The sequence below is a fragment of the Gottschalkia purinilytica genome, assembly GCF_001190785.1.
In the GTDB taxonomy this organism is placed as follows: Bacteria; Bacillota; Clostridia; order Tissierellales; family Gottschalkiaceae; genus Gottschalkia_A; species Gottschalkia_A purinilytica.
This window is the reverse complement of record NZ_LGSS01000025.1, coordinates 1-15,724: the sequence shown is the minus strand read 5'-3', so window position 1 is coordinate 15,724 and position 15,724 is coordinate 1. Positions and strand designations below refer to the sequence as shown.

16 protein-coding genes are annotated in these 15,724 nt (G+C 29.7%); 15 read left to right on the top strand and 1 reads right to left on the bottom strand.

Annotated features, from left to right (window positions below; all coding sequences use genetic code 11):
• Positions 1 to 489 precede the first annotated feature (489 nt).
• The 15 genes from CLPU_RS15440 to CLPU_RS15370 all read left to right on the top strand — a co-directional run bounded on the left by CLPU_RS15440 (position 490) and on the right by CLPU_RS15370 (position 14,677).
• Positions 490 to 1,356 (top strand): FAD binding domain-containing protein, encoded by an 867-nt coding sequence (locus tag CLPU_RS15440; protein ID WP_050378881.1) that lies wholly within the window; start codon positions 490 to 492, stop codon positions 1,354 to 1,356.
• A gap of 24 nt (positions 1,357 to 1,380) precedes the next feature.
• Positions 1,381 to 1,854: a (2Fe-2S)-binding protein gene (locus tag CLPU_RS15435; RefSeq protein ID WP_050378879.1), complete on the top strand. Its 474-nt coding sequence runs from the start codon at positions 1,381 to 1,383 to the stop codon at positions 1,852 to 1,854.
• On the top strand, positions 1,847 to 3,112 hold the full coding sequence (locus CLPU_RS18100) for a xanthine dehydrogenase family protein molybdopterin-binding subunit (RefSeq protein ID WP_268760487.1): 1,266 nt from the start codon (positions 1,847 to 1,849) through the stop codon (positions 3,110 to 3,112). The genes CLPU_RS15435 and CLPU_RS18100 overlap by 8 nt, the downstream gene beginning before the upstream one ends.
• Positions 3,113 to 3,129: 17 nt before the next feature.
• Complete coding sequence (locus CLPU_RS18095) at positions 3,130 to 4,122, top strand: xanthine dehydrogenase family protein molybdopterin-binding subunit (RefSeq protein ID WP_050378875.1); 993 nt, start codon at positions 3,130 to 3,132, stop codon at positions 4,120 to 4,122.
• 38 nt (positions 4,123 to 4,160) lie between these two features.
• The gene (locus CLPU_RS15420) at positions 4,161 to 5,738 is read left to right on the top strand and encodes a methyl-accepting chemotaxis protein (protein ID WP_050378873.1); all 1,578 of its coding nucleotides are present in this window, start codon (positions 4,161 to 4,163) and stop codon (positions 5,736 to 5,738) included.
• A gap of 202 nt (positions 5,739 to 5,940) precedes the next feature.
• Positions 5,941 to 6,960 carry a molybdopterin-binding protein gene (locus CLPU_RS15415; RefSeq protein ID WP_050378871.1) on the top strand — a complete coding sequence of 340 codons (1,020 nt, stop codon included), beginning with the start codon at positions 5,941 to 5,943 and terminating at the stop codon, positions 6,958 to 6,960.
• A gap of 8 nt (positions 6,961 to 6,968) precedes the next feature.
• On the top strand, positions 6,969 to 7,703 hold the full coding sequence (gene yqeC, locus CLPU_RS15410; protein WP_050378869.1) for a selenium cofactor biosynthesis protein YqeC: 735 nt from the start codon (positions 6,969 to 6,971) through the stop codon (positions 7,701 to 7,703).
• 11 nt (positions 7,704 to 7,714) lie between these two features.
• Positions 7,715 to 8,302, top strand: a complete 588-nt coding sequence (mocA, locus tag CLPU_RS15405) for a molybdenum cofactor cytidylyltransferase (protein ID WP_050378867.1) — start codon at positions 7,715 to 7,717, stop codon at positions 8,300 to 8,302.
• Complete coding sequence (gene yqeB / locus CLPU_RS15400) at positions 8,299 to 9,099, top strand: selenium-dependent molybdenum cofactor biosynthesis protein YqeB (protein WP_050378865.1); 801 nt, start codon at positions 8,299 to 8,301, stop codon at positions 9,097 to 9,099. Before mocA ends, yqeB begins: the two co-directional genes overlap by 4 nt.
• Positions 9,100 to 9,110: 11 nt before the next feature.
• Positions 9,111 to 9,914 (top strand): XdhC family protein, encoded by an 804-nt coding sequence (locus tag CLPU_RS15395; RefSeq protein WP_050378863.1) that lies wholly within the window; start codon positions 9,111 to 9,113, stop codon positions 9,912 to 9,914.
• A gap of 190 nt (positions 9,915 to 10,104) precedes the next feature.
• The gene (locus CLPU_RS15390) at positions 10,105 to 11,247 is read left to right on the top strand and encodes an aminotransferase class V-fold PLP-dependent enzyme (RefSeq protein WP_050378861.1); all 1,143 of its coding nucleotides are present in this window, start codon (positions 10,105 to 10,107) and stop codon (positions 11,245 to 11,247) included.
• Between the two features lie 114 nt (positions 11,248 to 11,361).
• Complete coding sequence (locus tag CLPU_RS15385; protein ID WP_050378859.1) at positions 11,362 to 11,886, top strand: DUF4446 family protein; 525 nt, start codon at positions 11,362 to 11,364, stop codon at positions 11,884 to 11,886.
• Between the two features lie 25 nt (positions 11,887 to 11,911).
• Positions 11,912 to 12,796: a diacylglycerol/lipid kinase family protein gene (locus CLPU_RS15380; RefSeq protein ID WP_050378858.1), complete on the top strand. Its 885-nt coding sequence runs from the start codon at positions 11,912 to 11,914 to the stop codon at positions 12,794 to 12,796.
• Between the two features lie 66 nt (positions 12,797 to 12,862).
• The gene (locus tag CLPU_RS15375) at positions 12,863 to 13,147 is read left to right on the top strand and encodes a YkuS family protein (RefSeq protein ID WP_050378856.1); all 285 of its coding nucleotides are present in this window, start codon (positions 12,863 to 12,865) and stop codon (positions 13,145 to 13,147) included.
• A gap of 360 nt (positions 13,148 to 13,507) precedes the next feature.
• Positions 13,508 to 14,677, top strand: a complete 1,170-nt coding sequence (locus tag CLPU_RS15370; RefSeq protein ID WP_050378854.1) for an iron-containing alcohol dehydrogenase — start codon at positions 13,508 to 13,510, stop codon at positions 14,675 to 14,677.
• A 50-nt stretch (positions 14,678 to 14,727) separates the two neighbouring features.
• Here the strand turns inward: CLPU_RS15370 and yyaC are convergent, their stop codons facing one another.
• Positions 14,728 to 15,324 (bottom strand): spore protease YyaC, encoded by a 597-nt coding sequence (gene yyaC / locus CLPU_RS15365; RefSeq protein ID WP_050378853.1) that lies wholly within the window; start codon positions 15,322 to 15,324, stop codon positions 14,728 to 14,730.
• Between the last annotated feature and the right edge of the window lie 400 nt (positions 15,325 to 15,724).

Here is a 15,724-nt window from a genome sequence, read left to right as displayed (position 1 = left end):
CTTTAAAAGTATTAGCAAGAAAATTCAAAGATGTATCAATTGTTATGTATATTTTAGCAATTATTTTCATCTTAAGAATTGCTTTATTATAAATAGTATATGTATAAAAAATAGTCTCAAGACGAAGTTTTGAGACTATTTTTTAAAAAATTAAGTCATATGCCATATAGTGTTATTGATATATATATTTATGAGGTGTAAAATATATAAAGATAAGTTAAAATTATAACAACAAATGACGTTAACTTTGTTACATTAAGGAAATTGTTCTTATCACGAATCTAAGTTAACGAAAAGTCATATAATAAACTTTTAAAGTAGTTCCAGTCTAAAAGTTTGATACACATAAGAATATTATTGTTTAAAATTTATTTAATTAATTTAGAAAATTACTTTTTGTAGTTTAAGCATAGATATTTGTTTCATTAGGAAACATTAAAAGAAAAGCCAGGAAAACATTTTCCTAAGATTAAACTAAGGAGGGTTTTTATGAATATAAAAAAGACTTACAAGCCTACAAATCTAGAAGACATACTGGATTTACTTGACAGGTATGGAGAAAAAGCTAAGTTATTAGCTGGAGGAACAGATTTGGTTATTGGGCTTAAAAACAATGAGGTTTTCCCAGAGGTCTTAATAGACATATTCGATGTACAAGAACTAAAAGAAGTAAATATAAAAGATGGGTACATTGAAATGGGATCAGCAGTTACTTTTAGTAGTATATATAAATCTAATAAATTAGGAGATAATATCATAGGATTAAAAGAGGCTGCTCATTCAGTGGGATCGCCACAAATAAGAAATAGAGGAACTATAGGAGGGAATATTTGTAATGGTTCGCCAGCTGCAGATACTGTACCTCCTTTACTTGCATTAGGAGCAATAGCAACTATAAAAAGTAAAAATTCAGAGAGAGAAGTACCATTAGAAAATCTATTTTTAGATAAAGGAAAAGTAGATATTAAGCCTAATGAAATCTTATACTCAGTAAAGTTCAAAGAATTAGAAAAAAATCAAGTTTTATCATTTAGTAAATTAGGACTTAGAAAAGCTCTAGCTATATCTAGAATTTGCACTAGCTTATATGTTGATGTAGATGATAATAAAGTAATAAGAAACATAAGAATTGGAAGTGGAGCATTAGGAAAATATTGTTTAAGAGAAAAGAAAGTTGAAGAGTTTTTAATAAATAAAAAGTTAGAAGATAAAACGATATTAGAAGGCTCAGATTATTTCAAAAAGGTTGTAGAAGAAAGACTAAAAGGAAGATCTACAGTAGAGTTTAAAAGTGAAGCTGTTAAGGGGATTTTCAAAGAAGCAATGAATAAGGCTTTAGAATTAATTACCAACTAATGTTTAAAAAAAGGAGGATTATCTATGAAAAATGTTGAATTTACTGTTAACGGTGAAACTAAGAATATTTATATAGATGAGTCTAAAAGATTAATAGATGTATTAAGAGAGGATCTAGGACTGACAGGGACTAAAGAAGGTTGCGGAGAAGGAGAATGCGGTGCGTGTACTGTTATAGTAGATGGTGAAATAGTAGATTCATGCTTAGTAATGGCTTTTCAAGTAGAGAATAAAAATATATTGACAATAGAAGGTTTACAGAAAGGCAAAGAAATTCATCCAATCCAAGAAGCATTCTTAGAAGAAGGAGCTGTCCAATGTGGTTTCTGTATTCCAGGTATGGTATTATCAGCAAAAGCACTTCTTGATAAAAATATAAATCCAAATGAATCTGAGATAAGGGAAGCAATATCAGGTAATCTATGTAGATGTACAGGATACAATAAGATAGTAAATGCTATAGAAAAAGCATCAAAGAAGTTAAAGGAGGATGAGTAATATGACCTTGAATATAGTAGGAAAGAGTGTTTTAAGAGTAGATGCACTTTCAAAAGTAAAGGGAGAGGCTATATATCCTCAAGATATTTATATGGACGGTATGTTGTATGGAAAAACATTAAGATCAAAATACCCTCATGCTTATATAAAAGTAGATACATCAGAAGCAGAAGCTATAGATGGAGTTATTAAGGTATTAACATATAAAGATGTTCCAGGTCATAATAGTCATGGTGTATTGTTTAAGGATCATGAAGTATTTTGTGAAAAAAAAGTAAGAAGAGTAGGAGATCCTATAGCGTTTGTAATTGCTGAATCAGAAAAAATAGCAGATGAAGCTCTAGGTAAGATAAAAGTAGATTATGATATTTTAGAAGCAGTATTTGATCCAATAGAAGCAATGAAAGAAAGTTCTCCAAAAGTACACGATAATGAGGACAGTAATATATTGTATCATTATAAACTTAAAACGGGAGATGTAGAAGAAGCTTTTAGTAAGTGTGACGTTATAGTTGAAAATGAATATAAAACATCTATGGTAGATCATGCATTCTTACAACCAGAAGCTGGAGTAGCATATATGGAAGAAGATGAGACATTAACAGTGTGTGTGGCAACTCAATACCCTCATTTTGATCAACTTGAAGTTGCAGAAGCAATGGGATTACCTTTGGAAAAAATCAAAATAATAAATCCAGCTGTAGGTGGTGCTTTTGGAGGAAGAGAAGATATAACTCTCCAGATACATTTAGCTTTAGCAGCCTATATTACAAAAAAACCTGTAAAAGCTATATATTCAAGAGATGAATCATTTGAAGCACATTCTAAAAGACATCCTTATATTATGAAATACAAAACAGGTGCTACTAAAGATGGAAAACTACTAGCTATGGAAGCTACTATAATAGGCGATACGGGTGCTTATGCATCTTGGGCTCCTAATGTTCTTAGAAAAGGTGGAGTACATGCTACTGGGCCTTATGAGATACCAAATGTAAAAGTAGATTCTTATGCAGTATATACAAATAATCCATTTGCTGGTGCAATGAGAGGATTTGGAGCTACACAGCCTCCTATAGCATATGAACAACAAATGGATATGCTAGCAGAAAAATTAGAAATGGATCCGATAGAATTTAGACTAAAAAATATATTCAAGGAAGGTTCTAAAACAGCTACAGGACAAATATTAGCTGAGAGTATTCCACTAAAAAATTGTATAGAAGAAGTTACTAAGCGTATAAATACTATAAAATAAAGGGCGGTGAAGTAGATATGAAAAAAAGAGGAATAGGATTTGGAAATACTTTTTATGGAACAGGCTACGGAAATGGTTTCCCTGATGTGTCAAATGCTGTAGCAGAGCTTAGACCTGATGGTAGAGTAGCTATTTATGTGGGAGCTACTGAAGTTGGTCAAGGTGCAAAAACTATAATGAGTCAAATAGCGGCTGAAGTAATGGAACTTAAAGTAGAAGATATAATATTTATAAATGAAGATACTAGTATAACTCCAGATTCGGGAACAGCAGCTGCAAGTAGACAAACATACAATACTGGGAATGCAATAAAAAAGGCAGCAGAATCGTTGAAGAAAGAAATAATAAAAAGAGCGGTAGAAATTTTAGAATTGAATAGTGAAACAGGTCTTAAAGTAGAGAATAAAAATGTTTATCTTAAAACTTTTCCAGATAAAAGAGTTACATTTGAGGATATAGCAAAGAGCTTTAAAGATAATTTACTCAGAAAAGAAGAAGTCTTTATAGCTCATTCAACACAAATGGATGAAGAAGAGGGTCAAGGATGTCCTTACTGGCCTTATACATTTGGAGCATGTGGAGTAGAAGTTGAAGTAGATACGGAAACAGGAAAAGTAGATATAATAAATGCAGTAGTAGCTCAAGATGTAGGAAAAGCAATAAATCCTTTACTAATAGAAGGTCAAATAGATGGAGGATTTGCTATGGGTTATGGATACGCTATATTTGAGGACTTAAATGTTAAAAAGGGAGAAATAAAGCATAATAGATTTTCTAATTATCTTATACCTACTTCTTTAGATATGCCTAATGTAGAAAAGATAATAGTAGAAGATCCAGAAAGTACAGGTCCATTTGGAGCTAAGGGAATAGGTGAACCAGTTATGACATATGTTGCTCCAGCAATATTAAATGCGATATATAATGCAGTAGGAGTAAGGGTTACCGAAGTGCCTGTAACACCTGAAAAACTATTAAAATTAATAGTTGAAAAGGAACAGAGAAAATAATGATTAACTAGCCGTTCATTAGGGGGAGGGTCTAGAAAATGGGTAGTGGGAAAATAAAAAGTATAATTAAGTTTTTTTTAGGATTAGTAGTGTTACATGGATTATTTGCATTTTTAGTAGTAAAGTTTGATAATATTGTATTTACTTTAGCATTAATTTTAATAATTTCTTTTGGAACATCTATAGCTTTATTTAAGATTTATAGTTATTATATAGATAAGGTTAGATTTTATTTAAATAGTATAAATAAAAATGATCTCATGATAGATATAAAAGAAAGTAGTGCTGGGATAAATAGTGAAATAATGGGGGAGCTAAGAGAAGTAATAAGAGAAATGAAAAGTAGCTTTAAAAGCCAGGCTAACTTATCTGTAGAAGTTTCGAAAGTAAGTAAAGAAATAAATAATATATATGATGAATCATTAGCAGGAATTCAAACTATAGCTTCATCAGCAGAAATGACAAGTGAAAATAGTGAAATACAACTACAAATGTTAAATAACATTTCAGAAAAAACAGAAGAAACAACAAATAATTTAGAACACATAAGTAAAGAAGCTGCAGAAACATGTAAATTCACTACTGAATCTATAGAGGCAACACAAGCAGGAATAAATGCAACTGGTATTGCTAAGGAAAAAATAAAATCAACTAGAGATATGGTAGTTGAAACAGCTAATAAAATAAATGAACTTAAGGATTACTCTGAAAGTGTATCCAAATTTATTGAGCTTATAAATTCCATAGCTTATCAAACAAATATGTTAGCATTAAATGCTTCAATAGAGGCTGCAAGAGCAGGTGAAGAGGGAAGAGGATTTGCTGTAGTTGCAACTGAAGTTAGTAAATTAGCTAAAGAAACTAATGAAGTATCAGAAAAAATATCAGACGTTATTTTGAAACTAAGAGAAGACATTGTTAAAATTTCAAAGGACATGGAAAAAGAAGTTTCAAATATGGAAGAAGGATATGCTATAATTGAAAAAAATGTAGATGATTTTAATAGAATAAATGATTCATTAATACTTACAACAGATAAAGTACAAAATATAACTTCGGTTATGGAAAAACTAAATAAAAATGGAAAAGAAATGCTAGTTAATATACAAGAAATAACAGACTTTACTAGAGAAGTGACAGGCCAAATGCAAGAAATAAAAAGTCAGGTTATAGTTCAAAATGAAAAATCAACTAGCTTACAAGAGGTTATACACTATTTAGATAAATCTACTGATGACATGCTTCAATATGTTGCAAGTAAAGTAATGGAAGGAAAAATGCTGAGAGATGTTAGATTCATAGTTAATCAAAGTAAAAATAAAGATATAAATGACAATTTTTTAAATGATATGCTTAAAGCCACTGGGGTAGATAGTATATATATAGCAGATAAAAATGGAATTGTTAAGTATTGTAATGAAAAACATAGTATAGGAATTAATTTATATGATCTTGATGATATATATAGTGATTTGAAAAATAAAAAAGATTTCATAACGACTTGTATTAAAGAACGAGTTGAAGACGGGAGGAGGTTTAAATTCCTCGCTATACTAGATGAAAGACAACGTGTATTTCAAGTAGGTCTTTCGGTAGAGTCTTTACTAGAATTTTAAACTTCATTAATTTTTAGTTTATTATATGGTTATAATAAACTAAAGGATTAGATAAAGCTATAAAGCTAGATTAATAGAGCTTTAAATCTCACTCCTTTAATATCTTTCAAGATAAAAATTCACTATACGTATATATAATTAATAAATTAAGTTTAATTTAAAGTATTATATTATTAGTAAGTTAGAGTGGGAGGTTTAAGTTTTGAAAAAAGTTAAAGTAGAAGATGCAGTTGGTATGGTTTTAGCTCATGATTTAACTAGAATAGTTCCAGGAGAGTTTAAAGGTGTAGCATTTAAAAAAGGGCATGTTATAAGAGAAGAAGATATTGAAAAGTTAAAAGATATGGGGAAAAATAACATTTATATTTTAGATATTAAAGAGAATGAATTACATGAAGATGATGCTGCTTTTAAAATAGCAGAGCATGTATCTGGTGAAGGGCTATACTTTGAAGGTCCATCTGAAGGAAAAGTTTCATTAAAAGCAGAATATGACGGAATACTTAAAGTTAATGTTGAAGGTTTAGAAGAGGTGAATAGTATTGATCTACTTATACTATCAACTCTTCATAACAATTCTTTAGTAAGAAAAGGTCAAGTTGTAGCAGGAACGAGAATAATACCTCTTATTATAGATAAAGAGAAGATAAATAAAATAAAATATATATCTGAAAAGCTTAATAAAATTATAAGAGTAAAAAAATTCAAACCTTTAAAAATAGGTGCAGTTGTCACTGGATCAGAGGTATATGAAGGAAGAATAAAGGATCAATTTGGTCCTGTATTTACTCAGAAGATCAAGGACTATGGTGGAATTTTACTAGAGATAAGATATGCACCTGATAATCAAGAAAAAATAGAGGAAGAAATAAATTATCTTATTGAATCTGGAGCTGATGTTGTATTAACATCAGGAGGTATGTCTGTAGATCCAGATGATGTAACTCCTTCAGCAATAAGAAATGTTTCAAATAATGTAATAACCTATGGGTCACCTGTGCTTCCCGGAGCTATGTTTATGCTAGCCTACAAAGATAATGTAGCTATTATGGGAATACCTGCATGTGGAATGTATCACAAAGCAACTATTCTTGATTTAACACTTCCGAGAATCCTTTCAGGAGAAATTTTAACCAGAAGAGATATAGCAAAGTTAGGACATGGAGGACTATGCTTAAACTGTGAAGTTTGTAATTATCCGGTATGTCCATTTGGAAAGTAGGTGATAAATTGAATCTATCTAAAAAAATAGATATCAATTTAAATGAATTTGAACTTGTGTCTATAGTAGGTGGTGGTGGAAAAACTACTACTATGTTTAAATTAGCTAAAGAACTGAGAGCGCTGAATAAGAAGGTGCTAGTAACTACTACTACAGCTATAATGATGCCAGATGAATCACAATACGATAATTTTATAATTTATGGTGAAGGTATCAAAGATAATATGGAAAACGTTACCAATGGATCGGTTACAGTAATAGTTAAAAATATCATAAGAGAAGATAAGTTAAAAGGTATAGAAAAAGAAACTATAGAGGACATAGTCAGTAAAAATATATTTGACGTTATTTTAGTAGAAGCAGATGGATCAAAAAGAAAACCTATAAAAGCACCTTCTTATCATGAGCCTGTTATACCAAATAGTACCACAAAGGTAATAGGGGTAATAGGAATGGATTCCGTTGGAAAAGAAATAAATGAAAAAAATGTCCATAGACCTGAAATATTTACTAGTGTTACAGATAGTAAGTTTGGAGAAATAATAGATGAAAATATAATATTTAACTTAGTAATATCAAATGAAGGATTATATAAAGATTCACCTAAACTTAGTAAAAAATATTTAATACTTAATAAGGCTGAGGGAGAAGAACGAATTAGTTCCGCTTTAAAAATTAAGAACCTTCTTTTAGACAATGAGTGTGAAATAGATGAAATTATAGTAGGAAGTATGAATGAGTAAGAGGTGATAAGTTGATTAGTGCTATAATAATGGCTTCAGGGTTTTCAAAAAGAATGGGAAGAGACAAGCTGTTATTAGAAATAGACGGATTACCAATGATAGAAAGAGTTATACAAAAAGTAAAAAACTCCAATGTTCAAGAAATAATACTTGTATATAGAAAAGAACTGGTAAAGAATATAGGAGAAAAATATGAGATTTATACAGTTTATAATCCTTATGCTCAATTAGGTCAAAGTGAAGCTATGAAAATAGGAATAAAAAATACAAATTTGAACTCTAAAGGATACATGTTTGTAGTAGGAGATCAACCTTTTATAAGTTCAAATGCTATAAATACACTAATAAATGAATTTATAAAAAATAAAGAAATAGTAGTTCCGACTTATGATGAAAAAAGAGGAAGTCCTGTTATTTTTTCTTCTCACTATAGAGATAGTCTCTTAATGATAAATGGAGATATAGGGGGAAGAGAAGTTATAGATAAAAACATAGACAAAGTTAAGTTCATAGAAATGGATAAAAGCTTTTTCGGTGAAGATATTGATACTTTACAGGACTATAAACGATTAACAGGAATGGAGTTGATAAACAAATGAAGGATGTAGTAGTAATTAGAGGTGCAGGAGACTTAGCCACGGGTATAGGACATAGATTGCATAGAAGCGGATTTAAGATTGTTATGCTGGATATAGAAAAACCACTAGTTATAAGAAGAACAGTTTCATTTGCTCAAGCCATATTTGAAGGAGAAATAGAAATAGATGGAGTAACAGGTATTAGAGTAGAAACAATAGAAGAAGTTAAGAAAGCTTGGGAAGACGGAAATATTCCTGTAATGGTTGATCCAGAATGTAAGATAATAGAATCCATAAAGGCAGACATATTAGTAGATGCAATAATGGCTAAGAGAAACATAGGAACAAAAAAGGATATGGCTCCTATAACTATAGCTATAGGGCCGGGATTTGAAGCTAATAAAGACGTAGATGTAGTTATAGAAACAAATAGAGGGCATTATTTAGGTTCTTTAATATTTGAGGGAAAGGCTCAAGAGAATACAGGAATTCCAGGACTTATCATGGGATATGGAAAGGAAAGAGTTATAAAATCTCCTGAAAGTGGTGTAATAAAAAATATAAAAAAAATTGGCGATGTTGTGAAAAAAGGTGAAGATATAGCATATGTAGAAAATGTGCCTGTTAAGGCTACTTTAGATGGGACACTAAGGGGAATAATAAAAAACGGATCAAAGGTTCTTAAGGATTTAAAAATAGCAGATATAGATCCTAGGTGTTCAAGAGATCATTGTTTTACTATATCAGATAAAGCTAGATCTATTGGTGGAGGAGTGCTTGAGGCCATATTATACATGAAAAATAAAAAAGGCATGTAGGGGAGATTAATATGGAATGTCAAATATTAGATAAGGTTCTTAAAGAGATCGGTAAAGGAAAAAAAGTAGCTTTAGCTACTGTTACCAAAATACAAGGAACTAATCCAGGAAAAATAGGAGCTATGATGTGCGTATTTGAAGATGGTTCGACTTTTGGAACTGTAGGAGGCGGAAATGTTGAATTTATATGCACAAAAAAAGCTAAAGAGTGCCTAGAAAAAGGAGAAAGTGAACTTTTTCATTATGATTTAAATATAGAAAAAGAACATTCAGGAAAGGTATGTGATGTTAAAGCAGATATATTTATTAAAGTATTTAAGCCAAAGCCTAAGTTACTTATAGTAGGTGGAGGACATATAGGATCACAGCTATATAAAGTAGCTAAAACACAAAATTTTGATATAGTTATATTTGATGATAGGGAGAATTACTGTAACAGAGAAAGATTTCCAGAAGCAAGTGAATTATATCCAGGAAATATAGAAGAAGATTTAAAAAACTATCCTATAAATGATAATTGCTATATAGTTTTGGTAACTCATGGACACAAATTCGATGAAGTGGCACTTAAGGCTGTGATAGATAGAGGAGCAAGATATATTGGGATGATGGGAAGCTCTAATAAAATAAAAAATATAAAGGAAACCTTAATTAATAAAGGCATATCAAAAGAAAGTCTAGATAAAATATATTCTCCTATAGGAATTGATATGGGAAGTAATATACCTGAAGAGATAGCAACAGGTATAATTACGGAAATTATTTTAGTAAAAAATGGTGGAAATTTAATAAGCTTAAGAGATATAAAAAAATAATTACAATATATAAAAACTACTTTTAATTAATAAGTAAATATAATATTCTATAATTATGGTAACAGCTTAATCTTTTTTAAGCTGTTATATAATTTTTAATGAAAATTTAAAAATTTTCTTAAAAATGTCAGACCAAAACTTAAGCTTAGGACTATACTATATAAAAGCTAATTTTAGGGGTGATATTAAAATGATATATTTAGATAATGCTGCTACAACTTATCCAAAACCGGATGAAGTTTACGAAGCAGTAATGGATTCTATGAAACACTATGGTGCTAATCCAGGGAGATCTGGTCATAAGTTAGCTCTTCAAGCTGGTAGAATAATATATGAGACTAGAGAACTAATAGCTAAATTTTTTAACATAGATGATCCTATGAATGTAGTATTCACATACAATGCTACGGATGCGCTTAATTTAGCAATTAAAGGAGTTCTCAACTCAGGAGACCACGTTATAACATCATCTATGGAACACAATTCTATATTAAGACCCCTTAAAGCCTTAGAAAAAATAGGCGTAGAGACAACTATAGTGGAATGTGATGAAGATGGTAATATCAATCTAGAAGATATAGAAAAAAGTATAAGACCTAATACAAAACTTATAGTGACAACTCATGCCTCTAATGTTACTGGAACTATATTTCCAATAAAACATATAGGACAAATAGCTAAAGAAAATGATATAATTTATATAGTTGATGCAGCTCAAACAGCCGGAGTATATGACATAGATGTAAAAGATATGAATATAGACATACTTGTGTTTCCAGGACATAAAAGTTTGCTAGGACCTCAAGGGATAGGTGGATTGTGTATAAGAGAAGGACTTGAAATTAGAAGTATAAGAGAAGGAGGAACTGGAAGTAGTTCAGAATCTTTAATACAGCCTGATATGCTTCCAGATAAGTTTGAAAGTGGAACTCCTAATACTCCAGGGATAGCCGGACTATATGCAGGAATAAAATATATTCTAGATAGAGGTATAGAAAATATCAGAAAACATGAGCAGCATTTAACTGAGTATTTTATATCAGAACTAAAAAAGATAGAAGAAGTAAAAATATATGGACCTTGTGATGTTAAGAAACATGCTCCTGTGGTATCAATAAATATAGGAGAAGAAGACTCATCAGAAATAGCATATGTGTTAGACAATGTATATGATATAGGAGTAAGACCTGGAATACATTGTGCACCTTTAGCTCATAAAACTATAGGAACTTTCGAGCAAGGTACAGTAAGGTTTAGCATAGGACCTTTTACAACTAAAGAAGATATAGATAAAACAATAGAAGCAATTAAGCAAATAGTAGATGAAATATAGGACCATATGACGAAACTACTGTATAATTGTTTTATTTATCATCGAACCAGAAGGAATTTGGCAGATATAGTAGAATAATCTTAATAATTGACAAAACAGAGAAAGGAGAAGCATATGGAATACCTTAAAAGTATTTTTATCACCTATAATTTTGAAATAACCTTTGCACTTTTAATAGCATGTATATTACTTTTGTTTTTCAACTTATTGAATAGAATAAAAATAGCGTCTATGGTGAGAAAATACAATAAACTTTACAAGATACTTCAAGGGACTAGTGGACAATCACTAGAAAATATGCTAGTAAAATACTTAGATGATGTAAATAAAGTAAAAACAGAAGTTTTAGAAACTAAAGAAAAATGTGAAGATATAGAAAGTAAAGTAAAGTTTGCTGTACAGAAAGTTGGATTTATAAGATATAATGCATTTAATGATATGGGAAGTGACTTAAGTTTCTCAATAGCATTATTAGATGAAAGTTTAAATGGATTTATTCTTACAAGTATATATGGAAGAGAAGATAGTAATGTATATGCGAAACCAATAGTTAATGGAGAATCTAACTATGCCCTATCTGTAGAAGAAATTCAGGCTTTAGATAGAGCTAGAAAGCAAGCAAGTGTACTAGAGTATTAGATTTTAATATTGGTGGAGGATTACAGTGAAAGTACTTTTTATAGTAAATCCTGTAGCAGGAAAGACAAAGGCAAAAAAGCTTATACCTGTTATAGAAGAATATATTGGTCACAATATTTATATAGATTATGAAATTGTAGAAACTGAAAGAGCAGGTCAAGCAACAGAAATAACTATTCAAGGTATAGAAAAAGGATATGATACAATTGTGGCTGTAGGTGGAGATGGAACTATAAATGAAGTTGCAAATGGCATTATATCAAGAAAAAAAGGAACTTTAGGCATAATTCCAGGTGGAACTGGAAATGATTTGGCTAGAAGTTTAAATATACCAATGGATACTATACAAGCTTTATCCTATATAACAAATCCTAATGTAAAACAGATAAATATAGGGAAAGCAAATGATAAATTATTTTTAAATGTTTCTAGTATAGGAATAGATGCTGATATAGTTAAAAATACTCAAAAGATAAAAAAACATATAAAAAGTAAATTTGCATATACTCTAGGACTATTAAAAACTATAGTCTCCTATAAAATTAAAAAGTTCGAAATAAAATTAGACAATAAAGAAATTGAAAGAGATGCTCTATTAGTAGCTATAGGAAATGGAAGTAATTATGGTGGTGGAATGAAAATTTGTCCTATGGCGTTAATGGATGATGGATATTTCGATGTATGTATAATAAAAGATGTAAATAAAATAAAGTTATTAGCTTTATTTCCTATTATATTTAAAGGTAGACACGAAGAAATAAAAAAATATGTAGAATTCTACAGATGTAAAACTGTAAAGATTAACTTTAAGAATAGTATTAATCTTAATATAGATGGAGAAGTATTAAAAGTTGAAGATGAGTCTATATTTGAAATATGTGATGAAAAATTAAGTATTATATGTAGTTAATATAAGAATAAAAATATCCCCCATAGATGATAATAAACATATATTAAATCTATGGGGGTGTTTTTTATGTCTATGAAAATAGTAGTTCAGGATGGACTAGACGAAATAAGAACTGATTTGCATAATTTAGGATATGAGATAGTAGATATAGATAGTGGGGAAAATATAGAGGCTGTAATATATATGGCAGACGGACAAGATATTTCTTATTATAGCAATATTATAAGTATGAGTAACAGCCAAGAAGATACAGGTAATAAAGGCACATTACTTATTAATGCAAAAGGTAAGAATACACAGGAAATAAATAAAATAATAACTAATAGATCATATAGTCCTATATTTGATTGATATCTAATGTGTAAATAAGTGAGATTATTGATTAATTAAACTAAGATATGTTCTTTAGAAGTATGACTTTAAAAATTAAATGTGATATAACCTATTTTAAAAAATGTATTATGGTAGTTTAGAGTTATGAATTCTCATGGTTGTTTTAATTTAAATATGTAGACTTAAATGTTTTATGCAATTGAAATAAACTTAGAGTCTTTTTAGCTAATCTTGTACATTCTTTTGTTTTATTAGTATGAAATTGGATTATTTTTGAGCATAAATGCGTTTTATGGACATGGATAAAATTGTAAAAAACAAAATAATTATATATACTAAATATAATAAGATATACAAAAAATATTAGGGAGTGATGTTATGGCTAGATTTACATTACCTAGGGATTTATATTTTGGTAAAGGAGCATTAGAAGAGCTGAAAAATTTAAAGGGACATAAAAAAGCTATGGTTATAACTGGTGGCTCTTCAATGGAGAAGTTTGGATTCTTAAAAAAAGTAGAAAACACATTAAAAGAAGCAGGACTTGAAGTTACTGTCTTTAAAGGTGTTGAACCAGACCCTTCTGTAGAAACAGTAATGAATGGTGCAGAAAAAATGAGGGAATTTGAGCCAGATGTGATAGTAGCTATTGGTGGTGGTTCTCCAATAGATGCTGCTAAAGCTATGTGGGTATTTTATGAACACCCAGATAAAACTTTTGATGACATAAAAGATCCATTTACTATTCCTAGACTTAGAAACAAAGCCATATTTGTAGCAATACCTTCAACTAGTGGTACTGCCACAGAAGTTACAGCTTTTTCTGTGATAACAGATTACTCTCAAAAAATAAAATATCCTCTTGCTGACTTTGAAATAACTCCAGATATAGCAATTTTAGATACTGATATTCCAAATACTATGCCTCCAAAGTTAGTAGCTTATACTGGAATGGATGCACTTACTCATGCCATAGAAGCATATTTAGCTTCTAATAGATCTAGATTTTCAGATTCCTTAGCAAAAGAATCTATAATTAGTATAGTTGATAATATAGTTGCATCTTATAATGGAGACGAAGAAGCACGAGGAGAAATGCATATAGCTCAATGTTTAGCAGGTATGTCTTTTAGTAATGCTCTTCTAGGAATAACTCATAGTTTAGCTCATAAAATAGGAGCACAATATGAAATTCCACATGGATGTTGTAATGCAATCTTACTACCATATGTAATTCAATTTAATGCTAAATCTTCTTTAAGTAGATATGCAGATATAGCTAGGCTACTTGGATTACAAGGAGGAACTGAAAAACAACTCGTTGATTCATTAATAGATACAATACAAAAGTTAAATACTTTATTAAATATACCTTCTACATTAAAACAAATTGGAGTAGAGGAAGATAAATTTAAATCTACAGTAAGATACATATCAGAAAATGCTGTTTTAGACCCTTGTACAGCTTCTAATCCAAGAGAAGCTAGTGCACAAGATTTTGAAAAGATATTAGAGTGTGCTTACTATGGAAAGTCTGTTACTTTCTAAAGAAAAAAACTCTGACTCAAATATATTTGAGTCAGAGTTTTTTTATGAATCTATTTCTGATTTAACTCTTTTTGCTTTTTAAAAAATCTCCATAAAGATATTATTAGACTAGAAGACACGATATCGGCAATGCGCATAACTAAATTAAGTCTAGTATTTTGAAGAACTATATATTCCATGAAGCCGCTAAAATTAACTATGCCTGTTATGTGCATGTCCCCTACTTCAGGAAGTACTTTGTTTACTCCAGCACCTGGTTTTATAGATCCCTTACAAATATTTATATATCCTATTCTTTCTTGCTTTCCTAAACAAGCATCTATAGCGATAATGAAAGGCTTTTTAAATTGAGAGTAAATCCATTCTATCTTTTTCTCAAGGTTTTTAGCATGAACAGGAGAGTCTAAAGTTCCTAAAACTAAAACATTTGGATATATTTTGAGCATATCATATAATTTGTATCCTATTAAAGGCCCTAGGGAATCACCAGTAGACCTATCTGTCCCTATACAAAGTATAACTAATTTATCATAACTATTATCATAATAGTTATCTAAATACTCAAGTAGTATATCATTCAAATTTGATTTAGCTAAAGGAGAACTTGAGTCAATAGAAACATTTCTCTTTTTATAATGAATGGACATATTATATCCTCCTCAACTTGTACTTTAGATTATTCATAAATTGCTTAAATTGCTACTATATTTAATAAAAAATCATAGTTAGAGTTTAGACAAAACAAAAAAAATAATACAATTTAAAGTAAAATTATAAAAAAACTATTGACTTTTAACTGCGAATATGTGAAAATGAAAATCTGCTCTCTAAAAATAGTGATATAAAAAGATAGCAAGTTGAATTAATAAAAAACAAATAAAAAAACTATTGACATGAAGGTTCATATGTGATATAGTAGTAAGAGTCATCACTCAGTGGTGAAAAACAAAATAAAAAAGTTCTTGACAAAGAACGACAAAGATGATAAAGTAATTAAGCAAGTTTGAATTTTGAAAATTGAATAGTGAAAAGCCAGTTAATTCCTAG